Source organism: Shewanella abyssi (assembly GCF_023284025.1).
Lineage (GTDB): Bacteria > Pseudomonadota > Gammaproteobacteria > Enterobacterales > Shewanellaceae > Shewanella > Shewanella abyssi.
In genome coordinates this window covers 1-17,048 of record NZ_JAKIKR010000037.1, presented here as the reverse complement: position 1 = coordinate 17,048, position 17,048 = coordinate 1, and the positions used below count along the sequence as shown (strand labels likewise).

Sequence of the window (17,048 nt, the reverse complement as noted above, 5' to 3'; positions counted from 1 at the left end):
AAATTTAAAACGTACCTATTAATAACAAATGCACAACAACAATGATACCTGACTAAAGGCCGAAGTAATTTGTTTCACATTACTGGGCCTTAAATACAAAAATCACAGCACCATGCTGTGATTTTTCTGAACACGTTTTACGATGACTAGCCTTTACATTTAGGTGACGCTGGCACCGCGGATTCTAGCGCCCACTCCTCTGGAGTAAATGTATGCATAGAGAGTGCATGTAAGCCTTGAGCGAACTCGTCAGCTAATGCCTCGTTTACTGCTCGGTGACGCCCTATTAGACGTTTGCCGACAAATTCACTACTGCTAATAATCACTTTAAAGTGAGTCTCTGAGTTTGGCGGCACGTGGTGGTTATGGCTTTCGTTTATCACTTCTAGATGTGACGGTGAAAGTGCTGCGGTGAGCTTTTCGGTAATGATCTGTTCAACTGACATAACGATGTTCTCAAATGGCATAAATGCGATTGCGGCAGGTTACTGCCATGAGAAGTAAAGGTCAACTATCGCCTGTATTGCGGATAGGCTTACATTACCCTAGATAACACTCACCCTTAAATCATCAGATATTCCCTCTAGCAACTCTACGACACTCTCGTTGCTTACTTCATTTGGCAGCAGGACTGTGAGCTTAGAGGTAAACACGGTCTGGCCGATAGTCGACACGTGCACACGGTTAAACTCCATATGCTCAATGCCAAGATCTAAGTTAACCAATACATCGGCTATCTCTCGGGTTAAACCAGGGCGGTCTTTACAATCCACATTAAGGTGGATCACTCGAAGATCACCCTGCTGAGCGGTAATCGACTCTTCAAGTGAAATAGTGAGCTTGGGAAACTCTCGTTCGAACTGAGCTTGTAATTGCTGTGACATATCATCTTCAATAGCCACCTTTAACAAAGCCGCAAAATGATGGTCTACCTTAATCACCTTGCTGGTTATCCACTCACCACCCGCTTGCCGTGTTTCTTGAGCCAGCGCTTTAATCACATCAGGAGTAACAGAGCCTAACACTGTTGCAATAAACATCTTTTTCATTGAAAACTCCTTAACCGTTGCCATGAGCGAAAAACAGTAAGCCGCCCATTTCACTGTTTAATTGTAGATAGCAGTATTAACTTTATACCTAACGACTGTTTCTTGCCTCAGATTATTGAGCATAGAGTGCCAACTGGCTAACAAAACAGAATAAATTCGATGACGAGTCACTGATCACCGATGAAAGTTCGCTATTAGCTTTCTAAAGGTAAAATTGATCCTGCTTTGAGTCACTCGCAATCGTTTCGGGAGTGAATGCTCCCAATGTGCCTGCATGGGCCAGTGCATTATCAATAGATCACCACTATTTAACCTCAGTAGGATTTTTTCTTTGGTGAGCTTATGGCGTAAAAAAAAATCTCGGCTTGCACCTATTGTCACCGAGGCGATATCGCTACCCGCTGCAATCTCTTTCTCATCATCGCTATGCCAGCCCATCGATTCAGTGCCATCTTTGTAGCAGTTAACCAACACGCCATTGCTCTCTAATGAAAAATCTCGATTTAGCTTTTGTCGCAATTTATCCGCATACTTGGGCCAGGGTAGCGCTTCAATAAATAGCCCTGAGTAAAAGTAATCACAGCCTTTATCTGCAAACCAAGCTTGGCTGCGAGGAATAGGATGACTTTTACCGTAGAGCATCAATTCTGGCCGAGTCATGGGATAATCAGCGGCTTCTGTTAATAAAGCCTGTTGTTGCGCATCATTGAGGTAGCTCCTTATTAATGTATAAGGAGCAGGCGTTTGTTGGGTAGGAGCAACAAGAGTCTTTGAGTGATCTAGTTTCAATTGCGCTTGTTCATCAAAGCCAAAGCCTTCTTGTTTCATCCTTACTCCTTCTCATACAGCTTCTAAAACCAGCAAATGTGTAGCTACCTATCATTACGCCTAATATATACCTAAGATCATAAATCTGCGATAATACGCGCCCGCATTTATTTGGTACTTATTGGCATATGACGACACAACTTTCAGTATCGGGCATCGAGCTCGAACTCTTCCGTTACCCTAGCAGACAAGAGTCTAATCTGCAGGCATGGGACGCTGCCGATGAGCACTTAATAAAGCACCTTATCGACACCGAACAAACTGCAGTTAGCACCGCCATTGTCAATGATGGCTTTGGCGCATTAACCGCGGGGTTGTTATCTATTACTCCTGATTGGCCGCTCACGCTCGAAACGGATGCAAAGACCAGTTTATTGGGCACAACCGAGAATCTCGCTCGCAATCAGCTTAATGAAGACAGCCTGACATGGGTTAACAGCCGTGACGAGTTACCCCAAGGTATTGAGCTCGTGCTCATGAAGTTGCCGAAGAACTTAAACTACTTTAGCCACCAGCTGAAAAGATTGTCACAAGTTTTACCTGCTGGCACTCAGGTGCTGATTGGGGCTAAAGCTAAGTCGATTAACAAGTCACTGCTAGAGACGATAAGTCGCAACCTTGGCGAGGCTAGCGCGAGCCTCACTTGGAAAAAGACCCGCGTCATTACCTGTATCGCAGACGGCAAAGCACGCAGCTTACCAACAACCACAAACTGGTCAGTGTCCGAGTGTAAACTACAGATAAGCAATTTAAGTAACGTATTTGCCGCCAGCAAGCTCGATATTGGCGCGCGGATCATGCTCGACAATATGCCTAAAGGCGATTTTAAGTCGATAGTCGATTTAGGCTGCGGCAATGGTATTTTAGGCTTACACGCTAAGCAATGTTTTCCAGAAGCCTATGTCCACTTTATTGATGACTCTGAAATGGCGGTCGCCTCGGCGAAAGACAACTGGGCATTGAATGATTTAGATAACCCCACTCTTGTTGGCGAGCAAGCCACCTTCTGTTGGGATGATTGTCTAACACATATGAACGAGGGCTTCCGCCCAGATTTGATTTTATGTAATCCGCCCTTCCACCAAGGTGAAGCCATCACCGATCATATTGCCTGGCAGATGTTTTTAGATTCGTTTAGACGCTTAAAGAACGGCGGGATCTTACATGTGGTGGGTAATCGTCATTTGGCTTATCACGTAAAATTACAGCGTATTTTTAAGAACTGCACCACAGTGGCCTCTAATGGCAAGTTCGTCATTTTACAGGCGCAGAAAATCAGTAAAAAAGCACAAGAACCTGAGCTTGATACTGATTCAGCTACTGATCAGACATCTGATACCCCTCACCCACAAAGTGCCCTGTATGGTAAGCCTAACGCTTAACCAATACAGCAATCGTATATCCATAGAACAAAAAAAACGGTGAGCAATTAGCGCACCGTTTTTTATTATCTGCCGCGTTCTACATGTAATACCAATGAAGCATCAATCTGCACTATTTCGCTGCAACGACCTGATCTTTCTGCTCATCACTCTTTGGCGGCTCATTAACTAAGTGTGATTGATTAACTTGCGACTCCGCCGTCGCGGGGGGCGCAAACAGTATCTTAAAACGTTGTGCCGGACTTAGGTTTGCTGCAAACGTCTCTTTAAACATATCGCGCCATTCGGTAAATGTGACCACTAGCGGGTTAAAACTATTGATAGGCTTGGTGATGCCGTACTCAACCGTTTCGACCTCTTTCACGAAAGTACCGAACATACGATCCCAGATAATCAAAATACCGGCATAGTTTTTATCAATATATTGCGGATTACGGCCATGATGTACGCGGTGATGGGAGGGGGTATTGATCAGCCACTCCAGAATTCCCAGTGACTTTATCGCTTGGGTGTGAACAAAAAACTGTAAACCTAAATTGAGTAGCACCACAAACACCACCCAATTCGGGTCAAAGCCAACCACCACTAATGGCAGCCAAAAGAGCCACATTCCTGCTAACGGATACATCAAACTTTGACGGAATGCCGTACTAAAGTTCATGTTCTCAGAGCTATGGTGAGCAACATGAGCCGCCCACATCCAGCGAATTCGATGGCTGGCGCGATGGAACCAGTAATAGCAAAAATCTTGAGCTACCATCAACGCGATAAATGTGGCGCCATTCATCTCAATATCAAATAAACGCCAACCAAAAAACATCAAATAAAGTTTAGCGATCAACAGTCCAGTCAGGATATCGGTTAATTGATGCAACCCTGCCAAGCTAAAATTACACAATACCTCCGGCAGATGGTAACGCGCATTGAGTGGCAATCTATTTTGCCTATCCCCGACATACCATTCCAATAAAATACAAACGAAGAAAATCGGTGCCAATACCAGTAGCAACAGTTCAGGGTGGGAGATCAGTGAATTAAAATCCATCTTATAAATAGTCCTTTGTTATCTGTATTTATTGCTCATCCCACAGAGGAGATGAATCTGTCGACTTACTTACCAACGTGCAAAATGATCTTCAGTTAAGCCCAGCACATTGGTTAACTGATGCTTTTTACCGGCGTTATCGGTGATCACTCCGTTAAAGTGGCCGAGATACTGCCTGAAATTACTTTTAAGCAACCATAAGTTAAGCTTCTCTTGGCGGCAGTTTTGCGGGGTAAAGGTCAACTCAACTTGACCATTTTCGGAATAGATCCGCCACTGCAGTGGTGACTCCTCAGGTGAGCGTTGCCGGGTAAACTCAAAATGCACCGCAGCGAGCAGGTGGCGTTCCCCATTAAGCCAAAACACATTTTCATTGCAACCCGTTTCATTAACACCCGCCGCCAAATTTACCCCTAAACGGCCCTCTTCAGTTAAGCTGTTGATACTGGCCCAACGCCAACTGGTTTCACGGCGCATGAAACCGGCGCTGAAATCATAGCCTGCAGTCACTCTTTCTAGGGGTTGTGGCTCATGATTAATGATTAACTTACCCTTTACATTCAATGCATTGTGTTTTTCGGTATACGTCCAGCCGCTGTAACCTGTCGGATTACACATCGCCATAGGCAAGCTCAGTGGTTCAGGTTGTAAATTCAGATCAGCCTCTATGCCTAGGGTATCTAGTTTTACCCGCCACGCACCTTGCTCGATATCAAACTCAACGGCACCTTTAGCGCCGTTAATTTTTGCACTGCCATGCATCGGTGATGCAGACATCTGATAACCCATTCCCAAAGGCTTGAGCCAACTCGTTTCTAGCAACTGGTTTTGTTTAATGTCGTATAAATAGCAAAACGCACTCCCCACATAACGAATATCGGCCAGCGCAACACCAATTACGTAATGAGGCGTCACAATGCTCACAAATTGAAATTGCTTGAAGTCGAAATGTTTAGCCCACTTCGAGGCAGGTTTATCCATTTCATTAAAATAACGGAATTTATCAGTGGCTAAATTAGCAACGGGACCATCGAAATGCCCATAGACTGCACACCCCTTATCATCAATAAGACTTTGAGGAGCGGTAGAGCTGGTAAGTACGTTAGGCGTCCATGGCACACGATTCGCTGACATAACTCGTAGATCCGTTTAGAGTACATTTGACCTTTTACTCTAACTGGAACTGACTCAGGTTAAAAGCTGTTCAGTGACTTTTTGTTATCAGGCTGTAAATTCGTTCAAGGTCGAGGGTATTGGTTGGCATAAGGGGGATGCTGGGGATGCATGAAGGGGAGAGATAACTGCATCGAGTGAATATTCATCAATAGCGCCTTAAATTATAGACGCTATTAGCATTCAAACTAAGCTTCTAAAATTGGTAACTGATACCAAAGTTAACGTTCTGAGCCGTTAACTCATCAATAGGAATATATTGGTACTCTATATTCATACCAAAACCCGAATGAAAACGAACCTCCCAACCTACAGCCGTGTATAAATCGACATTGTTTTCATTCGACAAACTAATTTCATCACTGCCAAAAATGCTGCCACGTTCATAACTAAGCTCATTCGCACTTGCGCCTAACTTAGCGTATAAACGGTTTCTGTCAGATAAGATATACTCGCCATGAAGAGTCAGTCTATATCCTGAATACTCGACATTTTTAATGCCGGTAAAAATACTCGTCAAAACCGTCCCAAGCCCAGCATCACCAGAGAAGTAGCCCGCTTCTACACCAAAATTGTCGTGCCACATATGGCGATAGTAGATATCATAAACAAAATTATCACCTTCAGATGAATAGTTCTCTATTCCATCAAGATCATTAAAACCGTAGCCGACGGTGCCACCCACGATATGGTCACCTTGCGTAGCCATAGTGTTGCAACTCAATAAACCCGCGACAATGAGAGTTAAAATACGCATATTGATTCCCTTAATACACTTTAAGCATAAGCAGACTAATCTACTTACCCATTGATAAACATTCAGTTAATTTATATTACCGCGACATATTACAATATTTTTTATAGCGTAATCCACAATAAAACAGTCATTAATGCTAAAACACTCCAGATTCATCCTAGCTCTGAAATTCAGAATACTATCTGGTATGCTGGAGCCATCTCAATTTTGACAATAATAGTGATAATGAAACCTCTACTTTTAACCCTCGCCGTTGTATTTTCAGTGGTTGGCTGTGCCAGCCAAGCCCCTACACATATTGCATTGAATCCCGAAGTGCCTAGCATTACCCTGCAGACAAGTGCTGAACTACCGATAGCAATTGACACTATCGACACCCGTTCTGCCAATTTTATCGTGCGCTTTAATGATGGCGATAATGCAGCACGGTTAGTGAGCCCGAGTGAAGCGCCGCGGGTACAAATGGATCAGGTCTTCAGAGAGGGGTTTTCTCAAGCGGGTTATCGCATCGACCCAAGTTCAGTGAAGCACTTGCAGATCCAGATAGAGCAGTTATTAACTGATGTAGATGAGGGCACTTTTGGCTTTGAAGCTAACAGCCAGATCATCATCAATGTTATCGCCCAAAGTACCAAGCAATCGCTGACGAAACGTTATCGAGCCAAAGGCGTGTTAAAAGGCCCTTTTAGTGCAGATTTCGCCACCTTGGAGCTTGAAATGAACAAGCTACTCGGAGAGCTAACGAGTGACATTATTAATGACCCAGAGCTTAACCAGTTCATACAACAATAATTAACATTAAGGAAGATGATGAAATCTTGGATATTAAAGAGCCTTGCCCTAAGCGCATTGTTATTGACCTCGTTATTCACCCACGCCGTCGATATTCAACCAAACACGCTATATCCCGAGGTTGAGTTCGACACCAGTATGGGAAAAATAGTGATTGAGCTCGACAGAACCCGCGCGCCGCTTACAGTTGATAATTTTCTAACTTATGTGGTTAAAGGGCATTATGACAACACGCTCTTTCACCGTGTTATTGCCGATTTTGTGGTGCAAGGCGGCGGGCTTGATTTAGATAAAGAGGAACGCCCTACAGATCAAGCTATTGTGAATGAATCTGGCAATGGCTTGTCAAACTTAACAGGCACTATTGCGATGGCACGTGAAAATGAGCCACACTCAGCCACCAGCCAGTTTTACTTTAACGTGGTCGATAACGCCAAGCTCGATCCCTCCTCCCGTCGTTGGGGCTATGCCGTTTTTGGTGAGGTCACCTCGGGAATGGAAGTATTAGCGGCAATGGCTTTGGTCCCAACTGAGTTTAATCGCAAGCTTGAGTGGCCCGATTTCCCAATCCAAGACATCGTCCTTAAACAGGCCAGATTATTGCCTAGAAAATAGCACTCCCTAGTTGCTTTGAATATTTTATAAAATAAATTTGCATTTTAGAGTGAAAAATCTAAAAGTCGTTCTATACTTATATCGCTTAAGTAAAAGGAGGCGGTTCAATGACCCCAAATGAGTTCATTGATGATAAAGCGCCCCAGCTGGCTTTCTATGGAAAAGCGTTTCTAAGTAATCAACTCGATTTCAAAGAGATCCAGCTATATCTATGGGACACCCTAGAAGAATGGCAGATGTATGATCATCAGGGTGATGCGCAAACAGATATGGAACGTGTGTTTTGGCACCTACTGCATTCCTTCGACAAGTGGCCCTGTTGGGCGATTAGAGGCAATCAGTTCTTGAGGCAGCAAGTCGACGACTGCTGTGACTACCTCAGTATTGGTGGCCAGATCCCTCAAGGATGTGTAGGTATCAGACCTTAGTTTCAATCTTATGCTTTAACTAAAAGTGCCACCCAAGCCCAAACCCTCTCGGTTTGGGCTTTTTAGTGGATTGATTCATTTCTTCACTGTCCCATCATTAAACCCTTGAACCAAAACACACTCGCCCGTAAGCTGTTTCTATCTTTACTTGTTAAGCAAGCATATGCCTTCAGTTTCCAAGAGCTCTTATTCTCAGCGCATCAAAGACTCACTCTCAATCTACTGCCATAAACGGGTGCTGAGCCTATTATTTTTGGGTTTTTCAGCGGGTTTACCCCTGATGCTGGTGTTCTCAACGCTGTCTTTTTGGTTAAGAGAAGCTGGTGTTGATAGAACGGCTATCGGTTACTTCAGTTGGATAGCATTGGTCTATGGTTTCAAATGGGCATGGTCACCACTAGTCGATCGAATGTCATTGCCGATATTGACCAAGCTACTTGGTCGACGCAGAGGCTGGATGATATTCGCCCAACTTATTTTAGTCGCTGCCATAGTAGGCATGAGCCAGAGTGACCCTCTGGTTGATATTCAAAAGTTAGCACTTTTCGCCTTAATGGTCGCCTTTGCATCGGCAACTCAAGACATTGTTATTGATGCATTTAGAATTGAATCAGCGTCAGAGAAGATGCAAGCAGCATTGGCAGCCGCCTATCAAGTCGGTTACCGTAGCGCGATGATTATCGCGACGGCAGGGGCGTTAACCATTGCCGCCTGGATAGAGCCCAACAATGACACCTACAGCCTAGTGTCTTGGCAAACAGCCTATTTAGCCATGGCAGGCTTGATGTCGGTAGGCATCATCACTACGCTGTTTAGCACAGAGCCCAAAGTTGAGTCTAAAGAGGCCGACGAGAAAGAAGCTGAGCTTAAGCAGCAGTTTTCTAGGCGCTATCCAAAGCTCATAGCAGCCACTCTGTCTTGGTTATACACCGCCAGTGTTTTACCCTTTCTCGACTTTTTTAAGCGCTATGGTAAAAGTGCCATGCTAATTCTATTGTTGATATCGACTTATCGAATTTCAGATATAGTGATGGGCGTGATGGCCAATGTATTTTACGTCGACATGGGGTTTTCTAAAGCGGAAATAGCCACATTAAGTAAAGTCTATGGTTTAATCATGACGCTTGTGGGCGCTGGGGCTGGCGGGCTATTAGTGGCTAAGTACGGCACAATGAGAACCCTTTTCCTTGGTGCATTTTTAGTTGCAACGACCAACCTACTTTTTGCCTATCAAGCCGTTCTTGGTTACAACGTGCCTTTTTTAACACTGGCGATTTCAGTCGATAACTTCAGTGGTGGCGTGGCAACAGCGGCCTTTATCGCTTATCTATCGAGCCTAACCAGCACCGGTTATAGTGCGACTCAATACGCATTGTTATCATCCATCATGTTGCTATTCCCTAAGTTTGTCGCTGGTTTCTCCGGCGCGTACATCGATGCATATGACTACGTCAGTTTCTTTGTTGGTGCCAGCTTGATTGGCTTTCCGGTATTGGGGCTTATTGTCTTGGTGCAAAAGTATGTCCCCGATAGTCGAACCGTCCCCGCTGACACCAGTCCCCAACAAAAAGAGCTCAACAGTTGACTGTGAGCTCTCTTTAACATCATCGGTTGTCGACGCTAGCGATTAGCCATTAAAATGGTTAGTCGCGGAAACGATTAATCTCGGAAGTTATTAAACTGGAAAGGCTGCCCAAGATCAGCTTCGCGCGCTAGCGCCATTACCGCTTGCAGATCATCACGTTTTTTACCTGTGATGCGCACTGAGTCGCCCTGAATAGAAGATTGCACTTTAAGCTTGCTGTCTTTTATCAGTTTAACCAGCTTCTTCGCGATAAGTGTTTCAATACCCTCTTTAAACTTCACTCGTAAGGAGAAGGTTTTACCACTATGTACCGCTTTATCGTCAACATCCATCGACTTAGGGTCGACATTACGCTTGCTCATCTGCATCCGCAGAATATCCACCAGTTGGTTGCATTGAAAATCATCTTCAGCCGATAACGTCACCACATGATCTTTATATTCTATGCTGGCTTCCTTACCGCGAAAATCGAAGCGCGTTTTTAGTTCGCGTACAGAATTGTCCACGGCGTTACGTAATTCGACTTCATTTACTTCAGACACGATATCCATTGAAGGCATGCGCTTGATCCTTAAAATTTGATTTGACGGTATTTTACCCACGAAAAGCGCTGACTTGAAGAGGTAATAAAGATTAAATTGATACCAAGCATAGTTATAGGTGACTTTGTCGGCCTATTTTTTTATGATGAAGACAAATAACTTCAGTGTGCATGATGTGATCAACAGACAAAATATTTTCAAGCTCGCGTTAGCAATGACCTTGATAGTCGTTAGTTATTTGGTTTTTTCTAAACCTAACTATAACATCAACACCATTGCTCATTTTGATAAAATAGGTCATATCGGCAGCTTTTTTGTCCTGTCCTATCTGACGTACTTTGCGTTCAAACCAAGATGGTATCTGCTTGCGTGCGTATTAGCCTTCTATGCCGTTTTTATCGAAATAGTCCAATCTCAGCTTTCTTATCGCAGTGCCTCCTTCGCTGATTTTATTGCTGATATGATAGGTATTTTACTGTTTTATATCACTCAGTGGCTCTATAGCAAATACTTTAAGGTCGCTAAGATCATCGACAACAGCGCTGGTTAAGCAATGCTGCCCACGGCTGATAATTAAACAACAGAAGTTACTGATTATGACTTTAGCTAAGGATCCAACTGCAACAAGCTCCGCCAGATTAAAGCAGATATCTATTGTTGGCGCTGGCGCTATAGGCCAGCTGATATACCATCAGCTAAGTTCAGCAGTTAATGCCAGTAGCGTATCGCTGAACATCATTAGCCGAGCTCAGCATTCTAAACAGCAAAAGCTCACCTTTACCGATCTAAACAATGTCGAGTCGACTTATATAGCAGAGCTTGTTGGCCAAGATGACTATGGACAGCAATTACCAAAGACCGACCTGCTCATTGTCTGTGTAAAAGCCTATCAAGTTGTTGCAGCGCTGAAAATACTCATTCCAATGCTCAGCAGTCACTGCCACATATTACTGCTACACAATGGCATGGGGCCGCACTTAGACGTTGCCAACATGCTCAAAGGACAAAGCCTGACTCTTGGCACTACCTCTCAAGGCGCATTGAAGCAATCTGCATGGCATACTAAACAAACTGGCAAAGGCATTACTCAGCTAGGCACTTTTAATACCGAAAGCATTTTTAATAGCCAAAGTACTGTTAATACTAAAAACGCATTTCACCCGCAAAAGGCCTTTAGCCAGCAACGGGCCTCTAAACAGCGAGTATTGCCAGAATCACTTAAAAATATACTGTTATCAGCCATACCGCACAGCCAGTGGTGTGTGGATATCTTAACCATGCTATGGCAAAAACTGGCCATTAATGTGGCGATTAATCCGCTGACTGCAATCCACCATTGTCACAATGGCCAACTTGCAGATGAACAATACCGTGACATCATTACCGCGGTGGTCATTGAACTGGTCAACGTTGCCAAAGCGGAACATATTTCATTAGCGTTACCCGCAATATTAGACAAGGTCTACCAAGTCATCGCGCTCACCGCCGCAAACTATTCATCTATGCATCAAGATGTGCAACATCAACGAACCACCGAAATAGACGCTATTAATGGTTTTGTAGTACAAATGGCAAAACGGCATGGAATTGCGACTCCTCACAACCAGCAACTTGTCGACCACATTAAGCATTTAGAGCTGCAATATCAGCGTTAGTCTCTACCGCTAACAGCAGGCTTACGCACTGCAAGTTTATTTCAAGCAAGATCCTGAATTCAGACTAAAATTAAGCCACCACAGCCAATTTACAATCAAGTGATTGGATGGAAGAGGCGCGTTCGATGCAAAGAGAACAATGGAATTCTAGAACTGGCTTCATTCTTGCGGCGGTAGGCTCAGCTATCGGATTGGGTAATATCTGGCGTTTCCCCTATATGGCTTACGAAAATGGCGGTGGCGCGTTTTTTATCCCTTATCTATTTGCCATGCTCTCGGCTGGCATTCCCTTTATGATTATGGAATTTGGCCTTGGGCATAAATACCGCGGCGCAGCACCCAAGGTGTTTACCAAACTAGGGCAAAGTATCGGCTTTAGACTCGAATGGTTAGGATGGTTTCAGGTCTTTATCGCCGCGGTAATTGCCGTTTATTATGTCGCGATTATTGGTTGGGCGATGTCCTATTTGGTTTTTTCTGTCACTCAAAGCTGGGGCACGGATACCAATAGTTTCTTCTTCGATGAATACCTAGGCTTGGGCGACAACTCCCCCACTAAACTTGGCGACCTGCAGTTTCACATTGCAATACCAATGACTATTGCTTGGTCAATCACCACCCTTGCGGTTTATTCTGGTGTTAAAGCTGGAATTGAGCGAGCCAGTAAAATCATGATGCCTTTACTCTTTATTATGGTGTTACTGCTTATCGGCAGGATCATTATGCTACCCGGCGCTTTAGAAGGGCTCAACTACCTGTTTAGGCCCGACTTTAGTAAAATTTTCGACGCTAAAGTATGGTCGGCGGCCTACGGACAGATATTTTTCACCCTCAGTGTTGGCTTTGCCATCATGCTGGCCTACTCCAGTTATTTGCCCGAAAAATCAGATATCAACAACAATGCCTTTATGACTGTATTGATTAATTGTGGCTTCTCCATTCTCGGTGGGATCATGATTTTTGCAGTATTGGGCTATATGGCGGCCGAACAATCGAAACCGATCACCGAAGTTGTCTCATCGGGCGTGGGGTTGGCTTTTGTCACCATCCCAGCTGCAATCAACTTGTTACCCATCCCCTATATTCTTGGGCCATTGTTCTTTCTTGCTTTAGTTGTCGCAGGGATTAGCTCCCACATATCGATTATTGAAGCGGTAGTATCTGCAGTGATTGATAAAGTCACTATTTCAAGGAAAAAAGCGGCGTTACTGGTGTGCGGGCTAGGCTATATTACCTCACTCGCCTTCTCGACTAATGGCGGCTTACTGCTACTGGATCTGGTGGACTACTTCATCAATAACGTCGCACTGCTGAGCAGTTGTTTGATTGAACTACTGATCATGGGCTGGCTATTTAAACTGGCCGATGTAAGAGAGTACGTTAACCGCTGTAGCGAGTTTAGTGTCGGCAAATGGCTCATCGTCTGCTTACGCTTCGTGAGCCCGATTATGTTGGCGGGTATTTTGGTCAAAAACCTCATCAATACCATTCAAAATGGCTATGGCGACTATCCGGTAGCAGATCAATTATTGCTCGGCTGGGGACTTATTGCACTAATGCTTTTCTGTGCCATATTTATCGGCCTAGTCTCAAACCAACATCTACCACAGGAGCGTAAACCATGAGTACTGGAGCTATTATAATGATGGTACTGTCGTTAACCATCACTTGGGGCGGCGCAGCGATCTGCATTGCTATTGCAATGAAAGCATCACGGAAGCAATAAGTGCAGCGCTAAATCACTTGTGCTTAGCAGCCTCAATCCTTAAACTCTGTAGCAATTAAAACTGTCGCTAAGCCATTGATGAGTAAGCCTACCACTTCGATAAACACGTGTTTACTCCCGCCAGAGTTTGCGCCATCAATTAATATCCGCACCAGTATATGGCTGTACCTTGCCGCCATATCACTGACACTTTTCAGCGTGCTATTTCTCGACAGAGGTATTGCCAGTTGGATGCATGAGCATAGTCACGCCAGTTATATCTTTAAGCCCTTGAGTCAAATGCCACTACTGTTTGAAATATTATCCGCGCTGGTATTAATTTGCTGCATCACCCAAAAAGGCCGCCAAAGGTTTGCCTCGTTAACACTTACCCTAGGGATCACCTTAATAGTGGCTAGCCTAGTGCGTGTTAGTGCTAAGTTTATCTTTGGTCGTACTTGGCCAGAAACTTGGATCCAAACAGCAACGGGTAGCAACCCTTCTTGGATAACCGACAGCGTAGAGGGCTTCCATCCATTTGCCCAAGGACTCGCTTACAACTCCTTTCCCTCAGGGCACGCGCTGTTTACTTTCGCCTTGGTGAGTGTGTTTTGGTGGCGCTTTCCACAATTCAAAGTGATTTGGATAATAGCGATGTTCGGTGCGATTGCAGGCCAGATTGGACAGAACTACCATTTTCTAGGCGATCTGCTGGCTGGGGGCACTTTCGGAGTGCTAACGGCTCATGTGTCGGTTTACATAAGCCGCTATATTTTGTCGCGAATCAAGCAGCTAAAAGAGGGATAAGTGCATGAGACGGAGCAAGCGCTAATTCAAGCAAGACTTTGAGAATCTGTCGCTTTGAGGTGAACCATTAGCCCCACATCACCAAAATGGCCGCGATGGCAATCATCACTAGTGCGGCCATATCCTTTATTTTAACCTTTTCTTTTAGCCAAAATGCCGCAATGAGTAGCGTAAAGAACACCTCAATTTGCCCAAGTGTTTTAACGTAAGGCACCGTTTGCAAAGACATAGCGCTAAACCAACCAATAGAGCCTAAGCAACTGCTGGTACTGGTTAATAGCGTCAACTTCGGCCGTTTGAATAAGCTATCAATCGTGCTTCTATCAGCCACATAGGCATATATCACTAACACCGATGTCTGAATGGCAATAACAAACAACAAAACCCACGCCGCTCGATGTGGAAAGGGCAAGTCTAAACTAAGACTGGCTGCGCGCACCCAAAGTGAAGTCAGCGCAAATCCACCACCACAAGCAAGCCCGAGCATGACGGTAGGAACTGATATCTGTGTTAACTTTTTACCACTGCTCATAATAAAAACAGCGACGCCACCGAGTAAGACTCCCAACCAACCGAGCCATGACAGATAAGTGCCAAAAAATACCACCCCAAAAATAGCAGCCATCAAGGCTTCACTCTTAGCCAGACCCGCACCAACGGCGAAATTTCGCTGTTTGAACAGCTTAACCATCAGCACGGTTGCAAGGATCTGCATTGCCGCTGCCGCGAGCACATAGAGGCTAAATGTCGGAGTAATGAAAGGCAACCCCACTGGCTGCCAATAATATAAGCCGCCTAAATAGATGAGTGCGATGGGCGTCGCCCATAAAAAGCGCGCCAAGGTCACCGCTGCGGTATTAACCTCTTTACTGAGTTGGCTTTGAAATGCGTTGCGCCATGCCTGCATGGCAGCCGCTAGAAAAGTAAATAGAATCCATGCCATTGGGTATTGCACACCTAAAGTCGTCGAACAGCAAAGCTAAGTAGCTGCATATTATGCCTTCAGATGGCAGAATTATCTCTGCTAACCACAAATAGTGAATATTTGTAGTGATGATATAGCAGTGGGAGGATCATAATGCTTGAGCATTTTGTAGCTCGCCTTTGGACAGAAACGAGCGACTGAATGGCCGTTGATAGTTCCAACAACAATGGCATTTCCTACGTCCGTGTAGGTCAGATTCAGGAGGCAGAGCAATGCAGGGCGCAATTGCCGAGTGAAGCTTCTGGGCCGGGATCCAGTGCCTTTAAGTCTGAAATTATCAGGCCATATTGAAATTGCAGACCATGCGCCCTGTGTCTTAGCAAGCCGCCACAAGTACGTCCATGTAGGCTCTGCTAAATCATCCGTGATTTAGAAGCTTGCACGCCCCACAGCACATGCTCTGCCAGCAAGTTCAATGTAGCGCCTGACACGTTTTTGGACAGAAATGCGCTAGAGTATTTACTCTAGCGCGAGTGACTCAGATGAGAAAAAGGGCTCTTCTCCGCTTAGGTGAGTCGACTAATATCAAAAAATTCAAATAACACTATTATTTATAACACTTTTTTATTTATGAATAAGTGAATACACCTTGTCGTCATTATCATCCGCCCTATTTAGCTTTAAAGGTCAATGTGTACAGTCTTTTTCTATAGAGAAAGGGTCTCAGTCTGTTCTTGTGCAATGCCGCCGAGACCGGCGGTTTAAGGTTAAAGAACCAAGAACTGAAAGGCTATGTACAGTCGATCACTACATAAGAAGACGGGTACACGATCTACCTGTTAGTGGGCGTCCTTGTAGCATCGAAGTTGAACTTGCTCAGACCAGAGACAAAAACGGCAGAAGGTTAATTGAGGCTACTGAGTACGTTGCAAAAGGAGCGCGATATACAGTTCGTTTCTGTCAGTTCATCAGTGGGTTGTGCCGGCACATGAGCATTCACGCAGTCTCTCAACATCTGGGTATTCGTTGGGAGACGGTAAAAAACATTGATAAGGAATATCTCCATTCAACCCTGCCAGGCCTAGAGCCCGAGAAGCTTACCAACTTAATCCATATTGGCGTTGATGAGGTAGCTAGAGCTAAAAGACATGACTACATGACCGTTGTATACGATTTGGTTTCTGGTCATTTAATTTGGGTCGAACACGGTAGAAAAGCAGCGATCCTTATTTCGTTCTTCGAGCAACTATCAACAACTACGAGAGACGGTATTAAAGCGGTTTCAATGGATATGGGTCAGCCTTATCAGTCCGCAGTAAGGAAAATGTTGCCTAACGCCGATATCGTTTTCGACCGATTTCATGTGATGCAAAACTACTGCCTGTTAATCAAGAAAGAACGATCCAAAGCCTTTCGAAATGGTTCTAATGAAGAGAAAAAAATGCTCAAAGGAACGTTATTTCTCTTACTAAAAAACGCTCACAAACTGGATGACAGGCAGTCTGATAGGCTTGATGACTTGCTCGAGAGTAACAAGACTCTCTGCATTGTTTATATGCTGAAAGAGCAGTTACAAGCGATCTGGGATGAACCGTGTTACATGTCGATGGTTAAGGCACTTGAAGGTTGGTGCAGTCTTGCTAAATCAACGTGAGCGTCCGACGAACTACGCCTTGCTTAGATTGACGTGCCAGGGTAAGAGCCTGCTGAGATCGCAGTGAGGTGAAGATAGCTGCTCTAAGCAGTGTTCGATGTAATCG

Annotated in this window: 18 protein-coding genes and 1 pseudogene; 11 read left to right on the top strand and 8 right to left on the bottom strand. The window is 44.6% G+C overall.

The features are described 5' to 3' along the window. Positions 1 to 146: 146 nt before the first annotated feature. From L2755_RS15275 to L2755_RS15265, 3 genes are all read right to left on the bottom strand, one after another. On the bottom strand, positions 147 to 446 hold the full coding sequence (locus tag L2755_RS15275; RefSeq protein ID WP_202286146.1) for a BolA family protein: 300 nt from the start codon (positions 444 to 446) through the stop codon (positions 147 to 149). 99 nt (positions 447 to 545) lie between these two features. Continuing rightward, complete coding sequence (locus tag L2755_RS15270) at positions 546 to 1,049, bottom strand: ACT domain-containing protein (RefSeq protein WP_248981545.1); 504 nt, start codon at positions 1,047 to 1,049, stop codon at positions 546 to 548. A gap of 174 nt (positions 1,050 to 1,223) precedes the next feature. Beyond that, positions 1,224 to 1,877, bottom strand: coding sequence for an alpha-ketoglutarate-dependent dioxygenase AlkB family protein (locus L2755_RS15265; protein WP_248981544.1), 654 nt, complete (start codon positions 1,875 to 1,877; stop codon positions 1,224 to 1,226). Between the two features lie 128 nt (positions 1,878 to 2,005). Between L2755_RS15265 and L2755_RS15260 the strand changes: the two genes are divergently transcribed. Beyond that, positions 2,006 to 3,259, top strand: coding sequence for a methyltransferase (locus L2755_RS15260; RefSeq protein WP_248981543.1), 1,254 nt, complete (start codon positions 2,006 to 2,008; stop codon positions 3,257 to 3,259). A 112-nt stretch (positions 3,260 to 3,371) separates the two neighbouring features. Here L2755_RS15260 and L2755_RS15255 read toward each other — a convergent pair whose 3' ends face one another. From L2755_RS15255 to L2755_RS15245, 3 genes are all read right to left on the bottom strand, one after another. Next, the gene (locus L2755_RS15255; protein ID WP_248981542.1) at positions 3,372 to 4,304 is read right to left on the bottom strand and encodes a sterol desaturase family protein; all 933 of its coding nucleotides are present in this window, start codon (positions 4,302 to 4,304) and stop codon (positions 3,372 to 3,374) included. A gap of 69 nt (positions 4,305 to 4,373) precedes the next feature. Then, positions 4,374 to 5,438: a DUF2804 domain-containing protein gene (locus L2755_RS15250; protein WP_248981541.1), complete on the bottom strand. Its 1,065-nt coding sequence runs from the start codon at positions 5,436 to 5,438 to the stop codon at positions 4,374 to 4,376. Between the two features lie 235 nt (positions 5,439 to 5,673). Beyond that, on the bottom strand, positions 5,674 to 6,234 hold the full coding sequence (locus L2755_RS15245) for an outer membrane beta-barrel protein (protein ID WP_248981540.1): 561 nt from the start codon (positions 6,232 to 6,234) through the stop codon (positions 5,674 to 5,676). A 225-nt stretch (positions 6,235 to 6,459) separates the two neighbouring features. Here L2755_RS15245 and L2755_RS15240 point away from each other — a divergent pair, with 225 nt between their 5' ends. The 4 genes from L2755_RS15240 (at position 6,460) to L2755_RS15225 (ending at position 9,654) form a co-directional block, all read left to right on the top strand. Then, positions 6,460 to 7,026 carry a YajG family lipoprotein gene (locus L2755_RS15240; protein ID WP_248981539.1) on the top strand — a complete coding sequence of 189 codons (567 nt, stop codon included), beginning with the start codon at positions 6,460 to 6,462 and terminating at the stop codon, positions 7,024 to 7,026. Between the two features lie 18 nt (positions 7,027 to 7,044). Then, entirely contained in the window at positions 7,045 to 7,641 is a 597-nt protein-coding gene (locus tag L2755_RS15235) for a peptidylprolyl isomerase (RefSeq protein ID WP_248981538.1), read from the top strand. Between the two features lie 107 nt (positions 7,642 to 7,748). Then, positions 7,749 to 8,069, top strand: a complete 321-nt coding sequence (locus L2755_RS15230) for a hypothetical protein (protein WP_248981537.1) — start codon at positions 7,749 to 7,751, stop codon at positions 8,067 to 8,069. A gap of 163 nt (positions 8,070 to 8,232) precedes the next feature. Next, positions 8,233 to 9,654 (top strand): AmpG family muropeptide MFS transporter, encoded by a 1,422-nt coding sequence (locus L2755_RS15225; protein WP_248981536.1) that lies wholly within the window; start codon positions 8,233 to 8,235, stop codon positions 9,652 to 9,654. Between the two features lie 74 nt (positions 9,655 to 9,728). Here the strand turns inward: L2755_RS15225 and L2755_RS15220 are convergent, their stop codons facing one another. Continuing rightward, positions 9,729 to 10,214 (bottom strand): YajQ family cyclic di-GMP-binding protein, encoded by a 486-nt coding sequence (locus L2755_RS15220; RefSeq protein WP_248981535.1) that lies wholly within the window; start codon positions 10,212 to 10,214, stop codon positions 9,729 to 9,731. 157 nt (positions 10,215 to 10,371) lie between these two features. Here L2755_RS15220 and L2755_RS15215 point away from each other — a divergent pair, with 157 nt between their 5' ends. The 5 genes from L2755_RS15215 to L2755_RS15195 all read left to right on the top strand — a co-directional run bounded on the left by L2755_RS15215 (position 10,372) and on the right by L2755_RS15195 (position 14,363). Beyond that, on the top strand, positions 10,372 to 10,746 hold the full coding sequence (locus L2755_RS15215; RefSeq protein WP_248981566.1) for a VanZ family protein: 375 nt from the start codon (positions 10,372 to 10,374) through the stop codon (positions 10,744 to 10,746). Between the two features lie 46 nt (positions 10,747 to 10,792). Next, positions 10,793 to 11,851: a ketopantoate reductase family protein gene (locus L2755_RS15210; RefSeq protein WP_248981534.1), complete on the top strand. Its 1,059-nt coding sequence runs from the start codon at positions 10,793 to 10,795 to the stop codon at positions 11,849 to 11,851. A gap of 125 nt (positions 11,852 to 11,976) precedes the next feature. Then, a complete protein-coding gene (locus L2755_RS15205; RefSeq protein WP_248981533.1) occupies positions 11,977 to 13,476 on the top strand; it encodes a sodium-dependent transporter in 1,500 nt (499 codons plus the stop codon). After that, a complete protein-coding gene (locus L2755_RS15200) occupies positions 13,473 to 13,577 on the top strand; it encodes a methionine/alanine import family NSS transporter small subunit (protein ID WP_248981532.1) in 105 nt (34 codons plus the stop codon). Before L2755_RS15205 ends, L2755_RS15200 begins: the two co-directional genes overlap by 4 nt. A 78-nt stretch (positions 13,578 to 13,655) precedes the next feature. Next, positions 13,656 to 14,363: a phosphatase PAP2 family protein gene (locus tag L2755_RS15195; protein ID WP_248981531.1), complete on the top strand. Its 708-nt coding sequence runs from the start codon at positions 13,656 to 13,658 to the stop codon at positions 14,361 to 14,363. A 67-nt stretch (positions 14,364 to 14,430) separates the two neighbouring features. Here the strand turns inward: L2755_RS15195 and L2755_RS15190 are convergent, their stop codons facing one another. Next, entirely contained in the window at positions 14,431 to 15,306 is an 876-nt protein-coding gene (locus L2755_RS15190) for a DMT family transporter (RefSeq protein ID WP_248981530.1), read from the bottom strand. 631 nt (positions 15,307 to 15,937) lie between these two features. Between L2755_RS15190 and L2755_RS15185 the strand changes: the two are divergent. Continuing rightward, positions 15,938 to 16,939, top strand: a pseudogene (locus L2755_RS15185) (ISL3 family transposase); the annotation flags it as partial. Positions 16,940 to 17,048: the final 109 nt, after the last annotated feature.

Bases quoted from the DNA above. Each gene is read 5' to 3' on its own strand.
- L2755_RS15275 (WP_202286146.1), bottom strand. From the start codon at position 446: ATGTCAGTTGAACAGATCATTACCGAAAAGCTCACCGCAGCACTTTCA.
- L2755_RS15270 (WP_248981545.1), bottom strand. From the start codon at position 1,049: ATGAAAAAGATGTTTATTGCAACAGTGTTAGGCTCTGTTACTCCTGAT.
- L2755_RS15265 (WP_248981544.1), bottom strand. From the start codon at position 1,877: ATGAAACAAGAAGGCTTTGGCTTTGATGAACAAGCGCAATTGAAACTA.
- L2755_RS15260 (WP_248981543.1), top strand. From the start codon at position 2,006: ATGACGACACAACTTTCAGTATCGGGCATCGAGCTCGAACTCTTCCGT.
- L2755_RS15255 (WP_248981542.1), bottom strand. From the start codon at position 4,304: ATGGATTTTAATTCACTGATCTCCCACCCTGAACTGTTGCTACTGGTA.
- L2755_RS15250 (WP_248981541.1), bottom strand. From the start codon at position 5,438: ATGTCAGCGAATCGTGTGCCATGGACGCCTAACGTACTTACCAGCTCT.
- L2755_RS15245 (WP_248981540.1), bottom strand. From the start codon at position 6,234: ATGCGTATTTTAACTCTCATTGTCGCGGGTTTATTGAGTTGCAACACT.
- L2755_RS15240 (WP_248981539.1), top strand. From the start codon at position 6,460: ATGAAACCTCTACTTTTAACCCTCGCCGTTGTATTTTCAGTGGTTGGC.
- L2755_RS15235 (WP_248981538.1), top strand. From the start codon at position 7,045: ATGAAATCTTGGATATTAAAGAGCCTTGCCCTAAGCGCATTGTTATTG.
- L2755_RS15230 (WP_248981537.1), top strand. From the start codon at position 7,749: ATGACCCCAAATGAGTTCATTGATGATAAAGCGCCCCAGCTGGCTTTC.
- L2755_RS15225 (WP_248981536.1), top strand. From the start codon at position 8,233: ATGCCTTCAGTTTCCAAGAGCTCTTATTCTCAGCGCATCAAAGACTCA.
- L2755_RS15220 (WP_248981535.1), bottom strand. From the start codon at position 10,214: ATGCCTTCAATGGATATCGTGTCTGAAGTAAATGAAGTCGAATTACGT.
- L2755_RS15210 (WP_248981534.1), top strand. From the start codon at position 10,793: ATGACTTTAGCTAAGGATCCAACTGCAACAAGCTCCGCCAGATTAAAG.
- L2755_RS15205 (WP_248981533.1), top strand. From the start codon at position 11,977: ATGCAAAGAGAACAATGGAATTCTAGAACTGGCTTCATTCTTGCGGCG.
- L2755_RS15200 (WP_248981532.1), top strand. From the start codon at position 13,473: ATGAGTACTGGAGCTATTATAATGATGGTACTGTCGTTAACCATCACT.
- L2755_RS15195 (WP_248981531.1), top strand. From the start codon at position 13,656: ATGAGTAAGCCTACCACTTCGATAAACACGTGTTTACTCCCGCCAGAG.
- L2755_RS15190 (WP_248981530.1), bottom strand. From the start codon at position 15,306: ATGGCATGGATTCTATTTACTTTTCTAGCGGCTGCCATGCAGGCATGG.